The organism is Bacteroidota bacterium (assembly GCA_013360915.1).
Taxonomy (GTDB): Bacteria; Bacteroidota; JABWAT01; order JABWAT01; family JABWAT01; genus JABWAT01.
On sequence record JABWAT010000001.1, the window covers coordinates 606466 to 622129 of the forward strand.

General features: G+C 50.2%; 15 protein-coding genes. All 15 read right to left on the reverse strand.

What is annotated here, in order from left to right; genetic code table 11:
* Position 1: 1 nt before the first annotated feature.
* The 15 genes from HUU10_02625 to HUU10_02695 all read right to left on the reverse strand — a co-directional run bounded on the left by HUU10_02625 (position 2) and on the right by HUU10_02695 (position 15654).
* Positions 2-1792 (reverse strand): M28 family peptidase, encoded by a 1791-nt coding sequence (locus HUU10_02625; GenBank protein NUQ80481.1) that lies wholly within the window; start codon positions 1790-1792, stop codon positions 2-4.
* Entirely contained in the window at positions 1789-2688 is a 900-nt protein-coding gene (locus HUU10_02630) for a DUF4340 domain-containing protein (protein NUQ80482.1), read from the reverse strand. Before HUU10_02630 ends, HUU10_02625 begins: the two co-directional genes overlap by 4 nt.
* A gap of 8 nt (positions 2689-2696) precedes the next feature.
* The gene (locus HUU10_02635) at positions 2697-4193 is read right to left on the reverse strand and encodes a GldG family protein (GenBank protein NUQ80483.1); all 1497 of its coding nucleotides are present in this window, start codon (positions 4191-4193) and stop codon (positions 2697-2699) included.
* Entirely contained in the window at positions 4190-4903 is a 714-nt protein-coding gene (locus HUU10_02640) for an ABC transporter permease subunit (protein NUQ80484.1), read from the reverse strand. The genes HUU10_02635 and HUU10_02640 overlap by 4 nt, the downstream gene beginning before the upstream one ends.
* 20 nt (positions 4904-4923) lie before the next feature.
* Complete coding sequence (locus tag HUU10_02645) at positions 4924-5868, reverse strand: ATP-binding cassette domain-containing protein (GenBank protein NUQ80485.1); 945 nt, start codon at positions 5866-5868, stop codon at positions 4924-4926.
* A gap of 3 nt (positions 5869-5871) precedes the next feature.
* On the reverse strand, positions 5872-6870 hold the full coding sequence (locus HUU10_02650) for a HAMP domain-containing histidine kinase (protein NUQ80486.1): 999 nt from the start codon (positions 6868-6870) through the stop codon (positions 5872-5874).
* A 3-nt stretch (positions 6871-6873) separates the two neighbouring features.
* Positions 6874-7587, reverse strand: coding sequence for a 1-acyl-sn-glycerol-3-phosphate acyltransferase (locus HUU10_02655; GenBank protein ID NUQ80487.1), 714 nt, complete (start codon positions 7585-7587; stop codon positions 6874-6876).
* A 30-nt stretch (positions 7588-7617) separates the two neighbouring features.
* A complete protein-coding gene (gene rimO / locus HUU10_02660) occupies positions 7618-8940 on the reverse strand; it encodes a 30S ribosomal protein S12 methylthiotransferase RimO (GenBank protein ID NUQ80488.1) in 1323 nt (440 codons plus the stop codon).
* Positions 8940-9917: a signal recognition particle-docking protein FtsY gene (gene ftsY / locus HUU10_02665; protein NUQ80489.1), complete on the reverse strand. Its 978-nt coding sequence runs from the start codon at positions 9915-9917 to the stop codon at positions 8940-8942. The genes rimO and ftsY overlap by 1 nt, the downstream gene beginning before the upstream one ends.
* The gene (locus HUU10_02670; GenBank protein NUQ80490.1) at positions 9914-10450 is read right to left on the reverse strand and encodes a CDP-alcohol phosphatidyltransferase family protein; all 537 of its coding nucleotides are present in this window, start codon (positions 10448-10450) and stop codon (positions 9914-9916) included. Before HUU10_02670 ends, ftsY begins: the two co-directional genes overlap by 4 nt.
* Position 10451: 1 nt before the next feature.
* Complete coding sequence (locus tag HUU10_02675; GenBank protein ID NUQ80491.1) at positions 10452-11423, reverse strand: UbiA family prenyltransferase; 972 nt, start codon at positions 11421-11423, stop codon at positions 10452-10454.
* 6 nt (positions 11424-11429) lie between these two features.
* Complete coding sequence (locus HUU10_02680) at positions 11430-12911, reverse strand: amidophosphoribosyltransferase (protein ID NUQ80492.1); 1482 nt, start codon at positions 12909-12911, stop codon at positions 11430-11432.
* 109 nt (positions 12912-13020) lie between these two features.
* Positions 13021-14067, reverse strand: a complete 1047-nt coding sequence (locus tag HUU10_02685) for a PHP domain-containing protein (protein NUQ80493.1) — start codon at positions 14065-14067, stop codon at positions 13021-13023.
* Complete coding sequence (locus HUU10_02690) at positions 14064-14396, reverse strand: hypothetical protein (protein NUQ80494.1); 333 nt, start codon at positions 14394-14396, stop codon at positions 14064-14066. Before HUU10_02690 ends, HUU10_02685 begins: the two co-directional genes overlap by 4 nt.
* A complete protein-coding gene (locus tag HUU10_02695; protein NUQ80495.1) occupies positions 14389-15654 on the reverse strand; it encodes an HlyC/CorC family transporter in 1266 nt (421 codons plus the stop codon). Before HUU10_02695 ends, HUU10_02690 begins: the two co-directional genes overlap by 8 nt.
* Positions 15655-15664 lie beyond the last annotated feature (10 nt).

Below are 15664 nucleotides of genomic sequence, written 5' to 3' on the forward strand. Positions count from 1 at the left end.
CTTAATTCCTTTTCTCGGGAGTAATAACCGACCGGATTTCCTCGCTGCCGCGCTTGTAAATCAGTTCAACCGTTCGGCCGGGTGTCAGTTCACTGAGGGCACGTGTATAGTCATAAATATCGGCCACTTCAAAAGGTCCTACTTTCAGAATCACATCGCCTGGTTTCAAGCCTGCTCTTTCTGCAGGAGAACCGGCATTCACCCCGGTGAGTTTTAAGCCTTTTTCTGTGCTTGCATAGTTTGGAATGGTTCCGAAATATACATTAAAGGCCATGGCACGTGAACTTTCGGGCCGGGCCATCTGAATGTAGGCAGGTCGTTCGGGTAAACCGGCAACGGTAAGCACCGTTTTAAGGGACAACTGAAGCAGGTTGGTCATGCCCTGATAGTTCAATGTTTCTGCATCATCGGTCGGACGATGGTAATCAGAATGCAATCCCGTGTGGAAAAAGAGGACAGGAATTCCTTTGGAATAAAAGACGGAATGATCGCTGGGACCGTATCCTTCCGGCTTGTGAGTAAGCACCAGACCGGTTCCCGAATTGAGGGAGTCCAGCATAGATGAGAAACCAGGAGAAGTCCCCGTTCCATAAATCACCACCTGACCAAGGGAATCGAGGCGGCCAATCATGTCGAAATTAAACATGGCCACCACCTGATTCAGCGGAACCGGAAAGGAATCAACCAGCGCCGTGCTTCCCAGCAATCCCAACTCTTCCCCACTGAATGCAGCTGCAATTATCGACCGTTTTGGCAGGTTTTTTCCGCCAGCAATGGCCTGAATCAGTTCAATCAGACCGGCCGTTCCAGATGCATTGTCATCGGCCCCGTTGTGAATCTGAGGTTCCGGTCCACGATAAAGGGAGCCTTGCCCGCCCATGCCGAGGTGATCATAATGTGCACCAATCACCACGTACTCATTTTTTAAAACCGGATCGGTCCCTTCAATCAGTCCAACCACATTGACAGCTGGTTTCTTCACCAAAACAGCTGAAACATTCACATCCAGCCGGACTCCGGGCACAGATATGACTTTTCCCGGTTTGGAAGGGGTGATCTGTTTTTCAAGTGTTTCCAGACCTGGCTTTCCGGCGGTTTTCAGCCAGCTGTCTACCACGGACCTTTTGATGTAAACCACCGGTATATCCACCATGGCACCACGGTCATAAACCGGTGCAGGTAACTGATCAGAGAGATTATCCGGGTTAAACGGATTGACCACCAACAACGCTGCGGCACCTTTGGCATCTGCTGTTCTGGCCTTCACACGAACCGATGAGGATGAAGAGGAAGCAAACAGGGAATGCGGATTCGATTTATCGGGATTTCCTGAAAAAACCACCACGGCTTTACCAGTAACCGGTTCACCGCCATATTCTGAATAGGATCCGTCGGGCAGATCGAGCCCGAAACCGGCAAAAGCCACTTCAAGATCACGCAGGGAAGCGGAACCGGAAAACGCAGCCGGCTGAAAATCGGCCGGTCTCAAAAGGGCTGTTCCGTTTGCAACCACCGCGGTGGAAGGTTTCATTTCCACACCTGATACAAATGGCCAGGACCTGAAATAACTGCCGGAATCGCCCAGAGGAACCAGGCCGGCCTCAGAGAAACGATCCGAAATCCAGGCAGCTGCTTCCTGAAGCTGATCGCTGCCGGTTGCCCGGCCCAGCAGAGAATCACTTGCAAGGAATCCGACCGATGTCTGCAGATCTGCCTCGGTTATTTCAGGATTGTATTTCATGCAGCCGGTAAAAAATCCGGCCAGTAAGATCAGGGAAAGGGCAGGTTTCATGGTTCAGTCCAATAAGATGCAGGTTTAATAAACCGATCAACCAGATAATCGTTCACGCTCAAAATTTTTGCTGATCCTTCCACCACCGCCGCGTACGATAACTGTTCGGGTATTTTGTAGAAAGAAACGGCTACCTGTCCGTCTGGGCCTGTTGCGGTCACTTTAACCGATTGCGGCCAGGTTGCCGGTATGGTGGTTACTGTATCCAGAATGGAAAAACCATCTAATCTGGACAGATTCTGGCTGAAGGGCAGAAACACATCCTCCTTCACTTTTTTTCCAGACAGAAACCAGCCGGTTGAATCACGGTTAAAGGTAAGGCTTTCGCTGATTGATTCCACCCTGACTGCTGACAGGGTATTCACCTTCAGCCGGAAGATGGATTTATCACGGTAATCATTCACAGTTCCAATCAGATTGGATATCAGACCTGCCACCGACCAGACTTCCTGAACCGATTCGTTCTGAATAAATGTGGAAGCATAATCCGGGCCTGTCTTTCCGATCCTGAGTGAAGTGGTTTCATCCTGAGCGGTCAAGCGGATAGTTCCGGAAAGTGAATCGAGTCCGAACAAATGAAATTTGGCGGGATTTCTGCTGACCGGTGCCAGCAGTCGGGCCTCACCAAACACGCGGAAAAAGGCATCGAGTTTATCCTGATCCACGCGGTCTATTACAGGAGAAACCAGGTTCCAGACGGAATCGGTCCGTTCAAGCCGGAAAGTTCCTTTGTCCGAGTTCATTTCAATGGCGGTCAGATCATTACGATCGGGTCCGACCAGATTTCCGGCTTCAAAAGTTCCGGATACCGGCCGTGTGAAAAACCAGATCAATAATCCAATAAAAAGGATCAAGGCCCCAAAAAGCCCAAGAAAAAGCAAGGTCCGTTTGTTCATGTTGCTCCTCAGGATTCTGCTAACCGTTTCCGTTGTCTCCAGCGCAAAACTCCCCATACCAGTACAAGAACCGGCGGAATCAGCAGATTGGAGTATTTCAGAATTTGTTTCAATGCCGGTGATAGTTCAGGAAGCGGAACCATGAAGTCCTTCTTCGATGGAATAGCCAGCAAGCCATCATCGGGAGAAATCCAGTAAATCACATTCAGGAAAAACGGAATGCTTGCACCATTCTGAATGTACTGATCAGAGACAAATTCACCATCGGTCATCAGAAGCAACCGTCCGCTTTCAGGACCATTTCCAAACCGGCCTTCCAGAGTCACAGCCACGGGCAATTCCTTGTCGGTGAAGGAATCGGGCACATATTCCTGAAAAGGATCCAGATTATAGTACCCCTCGGTCCGCCGGGATTTTGAACTGGTTTTCAGCAGTTCCACCACGTTGAATGAATCGGCCACCGATGTCAGCGAAATTTCTGAGGCGAAAATCGGTGTCACCACGTTGACTCCTCTGGCCAACGGAGAACCATCCGGAAAGGAGGAAATAACCGGCAACCAGGGAAATTCCACCTGATTGTTGATGGTAATAAAACCCAGATTCTGAGGAACACTGATCGAGGCACATTGAAGGTCCTGTACCAGATTATCCGAAATGGTAACTCCATATCGTGCAAACAAGCTATCGAGTCCACTTTCGACCGGCTGAGCCGACTGCATTTGCGGATTCACGCGGACACGGTCAAAAAACCAGGCCAGGCGGCCACCCCGGGCAAGGAACGCCTGAATCACCGAATCGGCCCGGGAAGACACTTTCGAAGAGGGAGTAAACAGAATCAGACTGCTTACCGAATCAGGCACCGGATTTTCAATGGAAAGGGTGGTTAGCTGGTACTGCTTCTCAAGATATTTCTGAAGCCCCTGTTTATCACTCCAGCCAGGCATGCCGAAATCGGTGGAAGTTGCCAGCACCGGCAATTTTTTATTTACCATCCGGTTGATGGTGGTGGCCAGATCAAACTCAAAGTTATCGAGCTGCTGAAGAACAGGAAGGCTTTCGGACTGATTTTCATAAAGAACTACCAACCCCATGTAGGCTTTCTTTACTTCCATCCGCTCATTTTCGAATACCTGTACCTGAAGTGCGGGTATCTGGTACTGCTCCGTTTCGGCCAGAAAGGTTTCATTTTCAGACGGATCAATCATCTGGAAATTGAGCATCCCATCCGACAGCGAACTTAATTCTTCCAGCTGATCCTGAATGTAGGTTCGGTTGGTTGAATAAGGGGCCGGCAGATTATCGGTAAAATAAACCTTGATCGTCACCAGATCATCCAGCCGGCTGATCATAGATTTGGTGGCGGGTGAAATGGTAAAGATTCCATTTCTGGTAAGATCCAGACGGAAAAATGCCAGAGAAGCGAGGAGATTAACCAGCACCAGTCCGAGAATAATCAGGACGGCCGTCTGTACGGCAGTAAGGGATTTCAGAAGTTTGGTGATCATTTTTCCCTCCGGTGAGTCAGAACCATCCAGGCCAGGGTCAGAAAGGTGGTTACCATGCTGATTGCATAGACGAGATCGCGTGTATCGACCACACCCCGCAAAATGCCCCGGATGTGATTATCGATGGAAAGAAAATCGGTGATCATCGCCAGCGGTTGCGGCAGGAACATTGAAAAATTACCGGCAATGTAAAACAAAAACGAAATAACAAAACCGGTGATGAAGGCAATGATCTGGTTATCGGTCAGGGTCGATGCAAAAATGCCGATGGATGCGTAGATGGAAGCGAGCAGAATCATTCCGAGATAGCCTCCTGCTACCGGACCCCAATCGAGCGGAGCCAGGGATGAGACCAGGACGACACAAAGCAGGGTCGGTGCCAGGAAAACAGCCACCACTGTTAAAGTAGCCAGAAACTTACCGGTGATAATTCCGGTGAGCGATACCGGCTTGGAAATCATCAGATCATAGGTGCCCGATCGCAGTTCATCCGCAAAAACCTTCATGGTCAGTGCCGGCACAAAAAACAGAAAGGCAAACGGGGTGACTTCAAAAAGGGTCCGCACCGTAGCGGCATTCTGAAGAAAAAAGGTGGAATTGAAAAACCATCCTACAAAGAGCAGGAAAATGATGGTGGCGATAAAGGCAACCGGTGTATTGAAATACAACCTGATTTCACGCCGGTATATTGCCAGCATGGCCGAATACATGGGTCCTCCGGAAAGTAGAATTAGTTGGGGGAAACGGTTAACTGTCTGAAGATGTCTTCCAGGTTGGTATCCTGACGGTACAACTGAAGAACATCAATCTGCTGATCAGCACAAAAGCGGAACAGACGCTGACTGAACCGGTGATCATTGATCGTGGTGAATTTGATCGTGTTGGGCAGGTCTTCTTGCCCTACTGACAGTACCTCCATTGGCACTTCGGGAAAAACAGACCTGAATTTCACCTGAAAGCCTTCAAGCGAACCCAAGAACTCGAGAAGGAAGCTGGTGCCTCCCTGAAAGCGGATCTGAAGTTCGCCAGGGGTCCCGTCGGCAACCAGGTTTCCATTGTTAATGATCAGAACCCGGTTACAGATCGCTTCCACTTCCTGAAGGATGTGAGTGGAAAGCAAAACAGTCTTTTCCTTGCCCAGTTCTCTGATCAGGTCCCTGATTTCCTGAATCTGGTTCGGATCGAGACCTGTGGTTGGTTCGTCAAGAATCAGGACCGCCGGATCATGAATGAGACTCTGGGCCAGTCCGACCCGTTGCCGGTATCCCTTCGAAAGGGTACCGATGGGTTTTCTGAAAACTGCGGAGAGACCACAGACATCGATCATGTCTGAAAGCCGGCTGGTGATCTTTTCCTTTGGAACACCGGTGACCTCGGCCGAGTAAGCCAGATATTCGGTCACCGTCAGGTCGGTATACAGCGGATTGTTTTCGGGCAGAAAGCCGATCAGTTGCCTGACCCGGTCGGTCTCGGACAGTAAATCGGCACCGTTGATGGTGGCCGATCCGGCCGATGGTTTCAGTATACCGGTCAGCATTTTCATGGTGGTGGTCTTCCCTGCTCCGTTCGGTCCGAGGAACCCGACCACTTCACCAGTGCGGATTTCAAAAGAAACCGATTTTACAGCTTCAAACTCACCATATTTCTTAGTCAGATGGGTGGCAATAATACTCATGTTTCAGGCGGTTTTCTGGATAATGATTTCAAAAAAGCGCTGTTCGGACGTTTCTGAATAGCGGATGGTTCCAGCGGCAGAATCAAGAAGAATTTTTGCCAGACTTAAGCCAATCCCTTCATCCTTGCCCTTGCTGCGAGTGGTAAAAAACGGATCATACATCCGCGATTGGGTTTCCACAGAGGGACCGGGAGATGACTGAATGAACCGGATACGCAGAAACTCGCCCCGGTTCAGTTCAAAATACGGTAAGGCATAATAATAGGGCTGACTGATCTGATCGAACCGGATCGTCAGTTCAGAAGCCGGATCATTTTCCCAGACATTTTTTAGCAGGCTGTTAAACAGATCGCGTACTGATTCTTCAAAAAAGGCCACCTTGGACTGATAGTCACCGTTCACATGTATGGACAGGCCAGGAAATTTTTCATGCGCCTCAGATATCACCTCGTTCACATAGGGTGCCAGATCAAAAAAGCGGATCATCGATCGGGGTGAACGGCAAATGCTGGCCACCAGATTGGCATAGGCATTCAGTCCATCCATCCCTTTCATAGAAGCTGAAATATATTTATGATTTTTTGCTTCGGGTGAACTGAACATCTGTGCCGCTTCCATGTTGGGCAACAACACCGTCAGGTGATTGTTAAAATCATGCAGAAAGGTGCTGAGCACCTTACGGATCGATGGAATCTTGTAGTCATCGATCAGGTAATCCTGATAATCGGGCAGGGATATCAAAGGCAGAATGGTAACCTGCTTTTGTGCAGGGATAAACCGGGCCAGGTAAAAACGGGTGATCAGATTGGTGGAGAACTTCAGATTCCACTCAAAGGGTTGTCCCTTGTCATGTTCCTGAATAAAGTCGCCGAGATCGGAGGAATGCACCCAGCTCTGAATGTCTGCCGTTTTTCCGAAGCCGGCAAGTATTCCTGACCACCAACTGGTGGGTTCACAAATAAAGGTATCCTGATAGCTCATTACCGGAAAAACCGAATGCATGATTCACCTCGTTTCCAGACAGGTTTTCATCTGTTGCCAGACCTGTTGATTAATCTGATCCCGGTCATCATAAGTTTTGCCAGCCACTGAAACCGGTGGCAGAATCCTGACCCGTACCGGGTGCGATGGATCAATATGGATCGATCCTTTTTTCATGACCTGATGCGTACCGGAAATCACAACCGGTAAAATATCAAGCTGATGGTCGATAGCCAGTACAAATGCACCTTTTTTAAATGGAAGCAGGTTCCCGTCTGCAGAACGGGTTCCTTCCGGAAATATAAACATGCTGACACCCTGTTTAATAATTTCCCGGGTCAATTCCAATGCACGGATGGCCGCTTTCGAATTTCCGCGGAAGATCGGTATGAATTTTCCATGATGGAGAAACCGGCCGAAAACAGGTATTCTGAATAATTTATCTTTGGCTGCGATTCTGAACGGAACCGGAATGGAGTAAAAAACCACCGGTATATCCATCTGACTCTGATGATTGGCCACAATCATATATACACGGTTCTTTTCGATGTGCTCCAGCCCTTCCACGTGCACCTGAAGACCCCAGTAACCAATCATTTCATCAAAAAATTCATGAATGATCCGGTTTTGGGACACCAGGTTGTTGGTCAGGATAAAACTCCAGCCCCGGCGGGCCATTTTCAGGGATCCTACTGTAAAGATCCAATAATCCCGCAGTTTAGAAACAAAGGAATTCACCGCTTATTCCATCCTGTTCATCCGGCCGGATCAGCTAACCACCTGACCGAACAGATCAAAATCTTCAGCATCGGTTATTTCCACCTGGTAAAAGTGACCTGGGGTCAGTCCTTCTCCCTCCACAATGACCTCATTATCCACTTCGGGGGCATCCGCCTCTGTGCGGCCAATGTAGAACCCGCCTTCCTGCCTGTCAATGATTACCCGCTGAACCGTTCCGATTTTATCTTCGTTTTTTGCCCGCGAGATCTGCTGCTGAAGACTCATGATCCGTTGCTGCCGCTCTTCCTTCACACTGGCAGGAACCGGATCACCCAATGGCACTGCGGTGGTATTTTCTTCAAGGGAATAGGTAAACGTTCCCAACCGGTCAAACTTCAATTCCTGAATGCCTTCTTCAAGTTCACGGAATTCGGCCTCTCCCTCGGTCGGAAAGCCGACAATCAATGTGGTTCTCAGGGTAATTCCGGGAACCGCCTTCCTGACCTCTTCAATCAACTTTACCGTTCTTTCCCGGGTGATGCCACGGCGCATGTCTTTCAGAACCGATGATGAGAGGTGCTGGATTGGCATATCGAGATAATTGCAGATTTTAGACTCGGTGGCCATGACCTCGAGAACCTCCATCGGGAAATGATTCGGGTAGGCATAATTCAGGCGGATCCATTCAATTCCATCCACACCGGCCAATTGTCTTAACAGGGAGGCCAATGACCGCTTCCCATCCAGATCCATTCCATAATAAGTCAGATCCTGAGCAATCAGGCTGATTTCACGTACTCCCTGTTCAGCCAGAAAGCGAGCTTCCTTCACCAACTGGCTGGCTGGTTTGGAAACATGTTTTCCCCGCATCAGCGGAATGGCACAGAATGAACAGGGGTGATCACAACCCTCAGATATTTTCAAGTAGGCATAATGAGAGGGTGTCGTCAGCCGTCGTTCACCCACCAGTTCCTTTTTATAAACCGCTCCCAACTCTTCCAGAACGGCATTCAACTGATTGGTACCAAAAAACCGGTCTACTTCTGGAATTTCCTTCTCGAGGTCTTTCTGATACCGTTCGATCAGACAACCGGTCACCAGAACTTTCCGGACCGATCCTTCTTCCTTCAGCCCCACCGCATCGAGAATGGTGTTGATCGATTCCTCTTTTGCGGCATCAATAAACCCGCAGGTATTGATGATAATCACGTCGGCCTTTTCGGGTTGATCACTGATCCTGAAATGATTGCCCTGAAACTGACGCATCATTTCTTCCGAATCCACCAGGTTTTTCGAACAGCCCATGGTGATGACCGAAACGGTCGGGGTTTTCCCCTGCTTGATTTTCTTTTTAATCGAGGTGGTTTCCATCAGCGTGCATTCTCCAGTCCGTCGAAAAGCGCCGACACAAACACATCCGGATCAAACGGACGTAAATCATCCATTTTTTCACCGATTCCGATAAACCGGACCGGTGTTTTCAGCTCATGACAAACCGACAGCACAATCCCCCCTTTAGCCGTTCCATCCAGTTTGGTCAGAACCAGACCGGTTAAACGCGTCACTTTTGAAAACTCCCGGGCCTGTACCATCGCATTCTGTCCGGTGGAGGCATCGAGTACCAGCCAGACATCGTGCGGAGCCGAAGGAATCACTTTTGAAATACTTCGTTCTATTTTATTTAATTCTTCCATCAGGTGGGTTTTGTTATGCAGCCGTCCGGCAGTATCAATCAGGACCACGTCCTCTCCCTGAGCCACCGCTGACTGAACCGTATCGAAGGCCACAGCGGCAGGATCTGCACCATCCTGATGGGTGATAAAGCGGGCAGAGGAACGGGTCGCCCAGATGGCCAGTTGTTCAGAGGCAGCCGCCCGGAATGTATCCGCTGCACCAATAACCACCTTAGACCCCGCCGATTTAAAATGAGCCGCCAGTTTTCCGATGGTGGTGGTTTTTCCCACCCCGTTCACACCCACAATCAGAATCACATGGGGTTTGTTCACACTGGCCCGTTCCATCCAGGCCGAGGTTGAATCCACTGCAGATTTGTCTGCGGAAAGCAATCCGGCGGTTACCATGTGCAAATGGGAAAATAACTCTCCGTCTGTGGAAAAGGTTTCCTTTGCCACCCGTGTCTTCAGACGATCAATAATATCAAGACTGGTTTTTACACCGACGTCTCCGGCAATGAGGATTTCTTCCAGTTCATCCAGAAACGCATCATCAACCGTTCGTTTGCCCAATAAAAAGGAGTGCAGGCGGCCAAACATCGATTGACGGGTTTTTTCCAGACCCTGTTCCAGACGTTTTGACTCATCGGTTTTGTTCCACCAGGCTTTCATCATCTGAGGGCCGCCATCATCCGTTTTGCATAATCAATCAGTGAAGCCACCACAAAAATGGTGCTGATCACCATTCCCCACTGTAAACCAGCCTCCCATTGCAGGGTTGCGAAAATCAGCGTGATCCCCATGACCGTGACAGCCACTTTCCCTACCCAACTCGACACAGGAATGGTTTGCAGGCGGGCTGTCATGAGAGTGGCCGCTATAAAAATGGCAACGTCCCTGAAAACCAGCAGAATCAGAAACCAGAGAGGAATATCGCCGGTGACGTACAAAGCCACCACGGCCAGTGCCACCGATACTTTATCGGCAAACGGATCGATCACTTTTCCCCATTCCGAAACCTGATTCAGCCATCTTGCTATCATCCCGTCGACGGCATCGGTCAGGGCGGCAAGGACAAACCAGAGGGTGGCCCAGAGTCTGGCATGTTCACCAGTCTGAAACAGCCACCAGATTCCGGGAAGCACAACGAATACCCGTGATAAACTGATGATATTTGATAAAGTCCAGAACCGCCCGCCAATCTGCATATCAGTTTCCAGCCTCCAGATTGGGATAGTTCAGTCCAAACCGGTAGTGATAATATAATTTCAGCAACAAGCCGTTCACCACCAGCAAAAGTGCAAATACCGGAATCCAGAGCGCAACTACCAGACCCAGCGTCAGGAAGGACCATTTCACCGGTCCGAAAAGGTACAATCGTCCCTTTTTAAGAATCAGCAGATAAAAAGGAAGGACCGGAAGAAAAGCCAGAAGAAAAGGGACGGATGGTACAAAGGCGGCAACCACACCGGCTGAAACAATTAACCAGACCCCCACATGAAGAGCCGGTTTCTCACCCCAGGCCACTGCCGGGGAGCGTTTTCCGGTTTCCCGGTCGCCGGCCGAGTCGGCCACCGAAACCAGGGTATATACCCCAGCCCAAGCCAGGGCATAAGGAACCGCCTGAATCAGCAAATCCTGAGAAAAAGGTACCAGGGCCAATGCGCCAGACATAAAACAGGCCCCGCCGCCGATCACATGAACCAGCAAGGCCATAACGGGCTGGTCTTTCCATCTGGCAGGCGGAAAACTGTATGCAACTCCGATCAGGCCGCAGATAAGGAAAAGAGTCAGGATGGATTTGCCCAGAAACACCCCGGTTGCAAGGGTGGCAGCTCCCAGCAAATGACCCCAGAGAATGGCTTCGGAGGGTTTTACAAGTCCCATCGGAATGATGAGGAGTTTGTTGTTCATCCGGTCGGTGGTTGCATCAGCGACCTGATTGTAAATAAAAACGGCCCCGCTTCCCATGGAAACAGCCAGCAGGGTTAACCAGAAAGTCTGATTAAAAAAATGCGTGAAGGATGGAACCGGAGTCTGACTAGCCAGCATAGACCCATAGCCGGCAGCCAGTGTGGCCCAGATCGGGAAAAATTGGGACGGTCGCATCAGTGCAACCAGATCGGCGGCAAACCAGGAACGGCTTCTTTCTGCAGAAACGCTCACGTTCGGTGTATTCATACCGGGTTAGTCGTTCTCATCCTTGCTGGTGTTTTCTTCGACGGGCACCGGATACTTTCCACTGAAACAGGCTGTGCAAAATCCCGATTTTTCAACCGGACCTTCAAAGCCGCAGGCTGATACCATGCCTTCAAGTGAAAGATAGGCCAGTGAATCCACCCCGATTTCGCGGGCAATTTTGTCAATATCTCCCCCGCACTCATTGGCAATCAGTTTTTCAGGATCCGGAAAGTCCAGACCGTAATGGCAGGGGTACTTGATGGGTGGCGAGGAAACCCTGAAATGCATCTCACGTGGTTTGGCTTCCCTGATCAGTTTCATCAGGTTTTTCGAGGTGGTCCCTCTGACGATGGAGTCATCCACAATCACCACCCGGCGGTTTTCGATCACACCCCGGACCGGATTGAATTTCGTCCGAACTTTCAGTCCGCGGTTCACTTCATCGGGATGAATGAAGGTACGGCCCACATAGTGATTTCTGATCAGTCCCAGCTCGAAACGGGCCGCAATGCCCAGTTTCTGACTTTCGGTCACGTAGCCGAGCGTCGCGGTGTTCGATGAATCGGGAACCGCAACCACCACGGCCTTGTCATTTTCCTGTCCCGGAACCGGGTGCTCGGTTGCCAGGTTTTTACCCAGTTTCCGTCTGACTTTATCAACCGATTCCCCGAAGATCCGGCTGTCCGGACGGGCAAAATAGACAAATTCAAAAATACATTTGGATGTCTGAGAGGGTCTTGGCAGAAAGTAAGAAGTCAGCCGGACCGACCCATTTTCATCCTTGTCGATCACGAGCATTTCACCATGCTCAATTTCTCTGACGTACTCGGCCCCAATGATATCAAAGGCGCAGGTTTCACTGGCCACAACCCACGAATCACCCAATTTACCAAGATTCAGCGGACGGAACCCATTGGGATCGCGGACGGCGACCAGCTTGTCCTCGGTCAGCATGACCAGGCAAAAGGCTCCGCGTGTCTGTAAAAGGGCTGACCGGATCTGAGAAACCGGGTCGTTTTCGAGGGAACGAGCAATGAGATGAAGAAAAATTTCGGAATCGGTGGTGGACTGGAAGATGGTTCCTTCCTGAATCAGCCGGTTTCTGAGTTCACGGGCATTGGATAGGTTTCCGTTGTGCCCCAACGCCAGCTGACCTGATCGGTAATTGACCTGAAAGGGCTGAATGTTCGACAGGCGGTTCGAACTGCCGGTGGTTGAATACCGGTTGTGCCCGATGGCCATGTCCCCCTTCAGCATTTCTTCAAAAATTTTCGGATTCCGGAAGACGTCGGTTACCAGTCCCAGGCCTTTGTAGGCATTCATCACCGGCTTTTTCCGTTCGGTATCCTTTTGAACAGTCACAATTCCGGCTGCTTCCTGTCCGCGGTGCTGAAGCGCATGGATGCCATAATAGGTCATGACGGCGGCGGTGGGATGATTGAAAATCCCAAAAATTCCGCAATATTCCCGTGGTTTATCTGTCGCCATAGTCCCTGTCCCTGCGTCTGAAGGCTGGTGGTTCTTGAGTAAAATTTAAAATCCCCGAAGATACGATCTGGCACCAAGGTTTAAAAAGCCGATGCCCGGTCCCACCGGTTTAAAGAAGGGTGATCGGATTGCTGTAAATCCAGCCGGTATCGTTAAACCATACCACCGAACGGTAAACGCCCGGTCCCGCTGCCGGCAAGGTGAGGTGATCGGTATCGGTGACCCGCGCAATTTCCACCCCATCCTTCAGAAGCGTGATGGTTCTGATTTCAGGGGAAAAGATTTTGAACACGCCGGGTTGGAAAGCCTGACGGTCACCCATCTGCAGCTCTGATCCGCTCATTTCATACCAGAAACGGAATCCCTTGCCAGATCCGCGGTAATAGTTGACAAAGAAACAACGACCGGTCCTGAGGGCCTCGAGTATTTTTGCTTCTGAGGTGGCAAACGGATCGGTCGGACTGAGAGGTGTTTCGAGTAAAACAGTGGTCCTGATGGCCCTGAAAGCCACTTTGTAGGGAAACACCTGTACTTTTACACCCAGAATTTCCTGTTCAAAGGCATGGCAATCCGAACCGCCAATTCCCACCACCAGCCGTTCACGGTTCAGTTCATCCCATTTGGCAAGGGTTTCATCGGGAGGGATGGTCAGTGATTTTAACGGGTGAATGAACCGCTGATATTTATTCTCTTCAGTCAATCCCTCCATCCAGCTCGACATATGATTCCATATCTCCATGCCGGTGAAGTCGCGGCTTTCCCATGCCTTCCAGGGATAAGGAGGATATTGGGGTAACTGATCCCGTTTTTCATGAGGATGGGCCAGGAAGCAAATGCCGCCGCGATCCACCACCTCGGTCACATATTCGGTGGCCGGTTTGTTCTTTGCGGCCAGTTCATCGATTCCCATGGCCAGCAGATGATTTTCATCATTCCGGTCATTGATCTCCATCCCGATAATGGCCAAAACCGATCCATACCATCCTTCCCACCCATCCTTGAGTGGTTTAAGCGTGTTATGATCGGTGAAAATGATAAAATCGAGCTGCTGATCAGCAGCGTCTTTCATGATATCGGGAATCTCACCGCTCCCATCGGAATACTTGGTGTGCAGGTGAATAATGCCATCGGCATCGAAAAAGGGCTGATGGCTCATGGATATACCACCAGAAGCATAAGAGTCACACCAACCAGATCAGCCGTCAGATCTTTCCAGGAGAAATAACCGCCGGGCTTGGCCGTGTCGGCCAGTTCTTTACCCAGACCAATGAGAATAACCGATGGAATCACCACTTCCCGTGCCCGGGAAGAAGACCCGGTCTGGTGCGAGGCCACCAGCAATCCGGCACCTGTCAGCCAGGCACTGACCGCCGCATGCTTCAGTTTGTCCTCTCCGAGCCATGAATCGGTTGAATCGGCCTGACCTGCAGCAAAAAGATTACCACAGAGCAACAGGCTGACCAGACAAAGAATCCATTTACCCATTCAACACCGCAATCCGTACACCGGCAATCCGTCTTCCGTCCATCTGTTCAATGGTAAATTCGAATCCATCCCGCCTGAGGGTGGCCTTTTCTTTTGGGATGGCGCCGATGGCGTTCAGCAGGTAACCTGCCAGTGTTTCAAAATCTCCGTCAAGTGACAGATTGCTTTCCAACTCGGCTTCCAGTTCACCAATGGGAATTTTTCCATCTGCATACCATTGGCCTGCGGCAGTCTTTCTGATAAGGGGTTCTGCGGCGGGCTGATCTTCCTGATAGTCACCAATGATTTCGCCAATCACATCATCCATGGTTACCAGACCGGCCGTTCCTCCATACTCATCTGCCACAATGCCGATGTGCATCCGCTGTGACTGAAATTCCTTCAGCAAATCGTAAATCCGCTTCCCTTCCGGAATGTACAGGGGCTGTCTGACCAGTTTCGTGAGGTCGAAAGCAGTGACCATCGGACCGGCCTGAAGAAAAGGGATCAGGTCCTTGGCATACAGGATCCCCGAAATGTTATCAAGTGATTCATGATAAACAGGAATTCTGGAATGTCCGCTTTCCCGCACAATGGCAAGCACGTCATTAAAATCTGCATCATCCGGTATAGCGACCATGTCCATACGCGCCACCATGATTTCACGAACCGTCCGTTCAGAAAAACCGGCCAGTGAGGTGATCATTTCCCGTTCCTTCTCCTCCAGCACATCGTGATCATGAGCCACATCCGCCAGGGTTTTCATATCCTCACCCGACATGGCGGACCGGTCACCCAGTGAAACTTTCAACCAGGAGGTGCTCAGAATAATTCCTTTCACCAACCATCCGGTCAGCAGGTAAATCACATAGAGAAAAGGGGCGGCCACCGCGGCAAACCGGACCGACAGATGAGCTCCGATAATTTTTGGAGTGATTTCGGTCAGCACCAGAAGAACAAAAGTCAGCACCACCGACATGATCAGAAAAACGGCCCAGGGTTCGATTGGGAAATAATCCAGATAGGAAGCCGTCAGGGTGGCGGCAATAATCGAGGCGGTGACATTCACCACATTGTTCATTAGCAGAATGGTGACCAGCAACCGGCGGGAATCATCCATCAGTTTGGTGATAAGCCGCTCGGTGAAATCGGATGATTTGCTCATCCGTTTCAACTGCTCTGGTTTCAGTGAGAAAAAGGCGACTTCCGTTCCGCTGAAAAAGAAAGAAAGTGCCAGACAGGAAAAGAAAATAAACAGCTGAGGTAGGTAACTATCCAACGATGGGATA

Excerpts from the sequence above, each read along its gene's own strand:
- HUU10_02625 (NUQ80481.1), bottom strand. The coding sequence starts at position 1,792 with ATGAAACCTGCCCTTTCCCTGATCTTACTGGCCGGATTTTTTACCGGC.
- HUU10_02630 (NUQ80482.1), bottom strand. The coding sequence starts at position 2,688 with ATGAACAAACGGACCTTGCTTTTTCTTGGGCTTTTTGGGGCCTTGATC.
- HUU10_02635 (NUQ80483.1), bottom strand. The coding sequence starts at position 4,193 with ATGATCACCAAACTTCTGAAATCCCTTACTGCCGTACAGACGGCCGTC.
- HUU10_02640 (NUQ80484.1), bottom strand. The coding sequence starts at position 4,903 with ATGTATTCGGCCATGCTGGCAATATACCGGCGTGAAATCAGGTTGTAT.
- HUU10_02645 (NUQ80485.1), bottom strand. The coding sequence starts at position 5,868 with ATGAGTATTATTGCCACCCATCTGACTAAGAAATATGGTGAGTTTGAA.
- HUU10_02650 (NUQ80486.1), bottom strand. The coding sequence starts at position 6,870 with ATGCATTCGGTTTTTCCGGTAATGAGCTATCAGGATACCTTTATTTGT.
- rimO (NUQ80488.1), bottom strand. The coding sequence starts at position 8,940 with ATGGAAACCACCTCGATTAAAAAGAAAATCAAGCAGGGGAAAACCCCG.
- ftsY (NUQ80489.1), bottom strand. The coding sequence starts at position 9,917 with ATGATGAAAGCCTGGTGGAACAAAACCGATGAGTCAAAACGTCTGGAA.
- HUU10_02670 (NUQ80490.1), bottom strand. The coding sequence starts at position 10,450 with ATGCAGATTGGCGGGCGGTTCTGGACTTTATCAAATATCATCAGTTTA.
- HUU10_02675 (NUQ80491.1), bottom strand. The coding sequence starts at position 11,423 with ATGAATACACCGAACGTGAGCGTTTCTGCAGAAAGAAGCCGTTCCTGG.
- HUU10_02680 (NUQ80492.1), bottom strand. The coding sequence starts at position 12,911 with ATGGCGACAGATAAACCACGGGAATATTGCGGAATTTTTGGGATTTTC.
- HUU10_02685 (NUQ80493.1), bottom strand. The coding sequence starts at position 14,067 with ATGAGCCATCAGCCCTTTTTCGATGCCGATGGCATTATTCACCTGCAC.
- HUU10_02690 (NUQ80494.1), bottom strand. The coding sequence starts at position 14,396 with ATGGGTAAATGGATTCTTTGTCTGGTCAGCCTGTTGCTCTGTGGTAAT.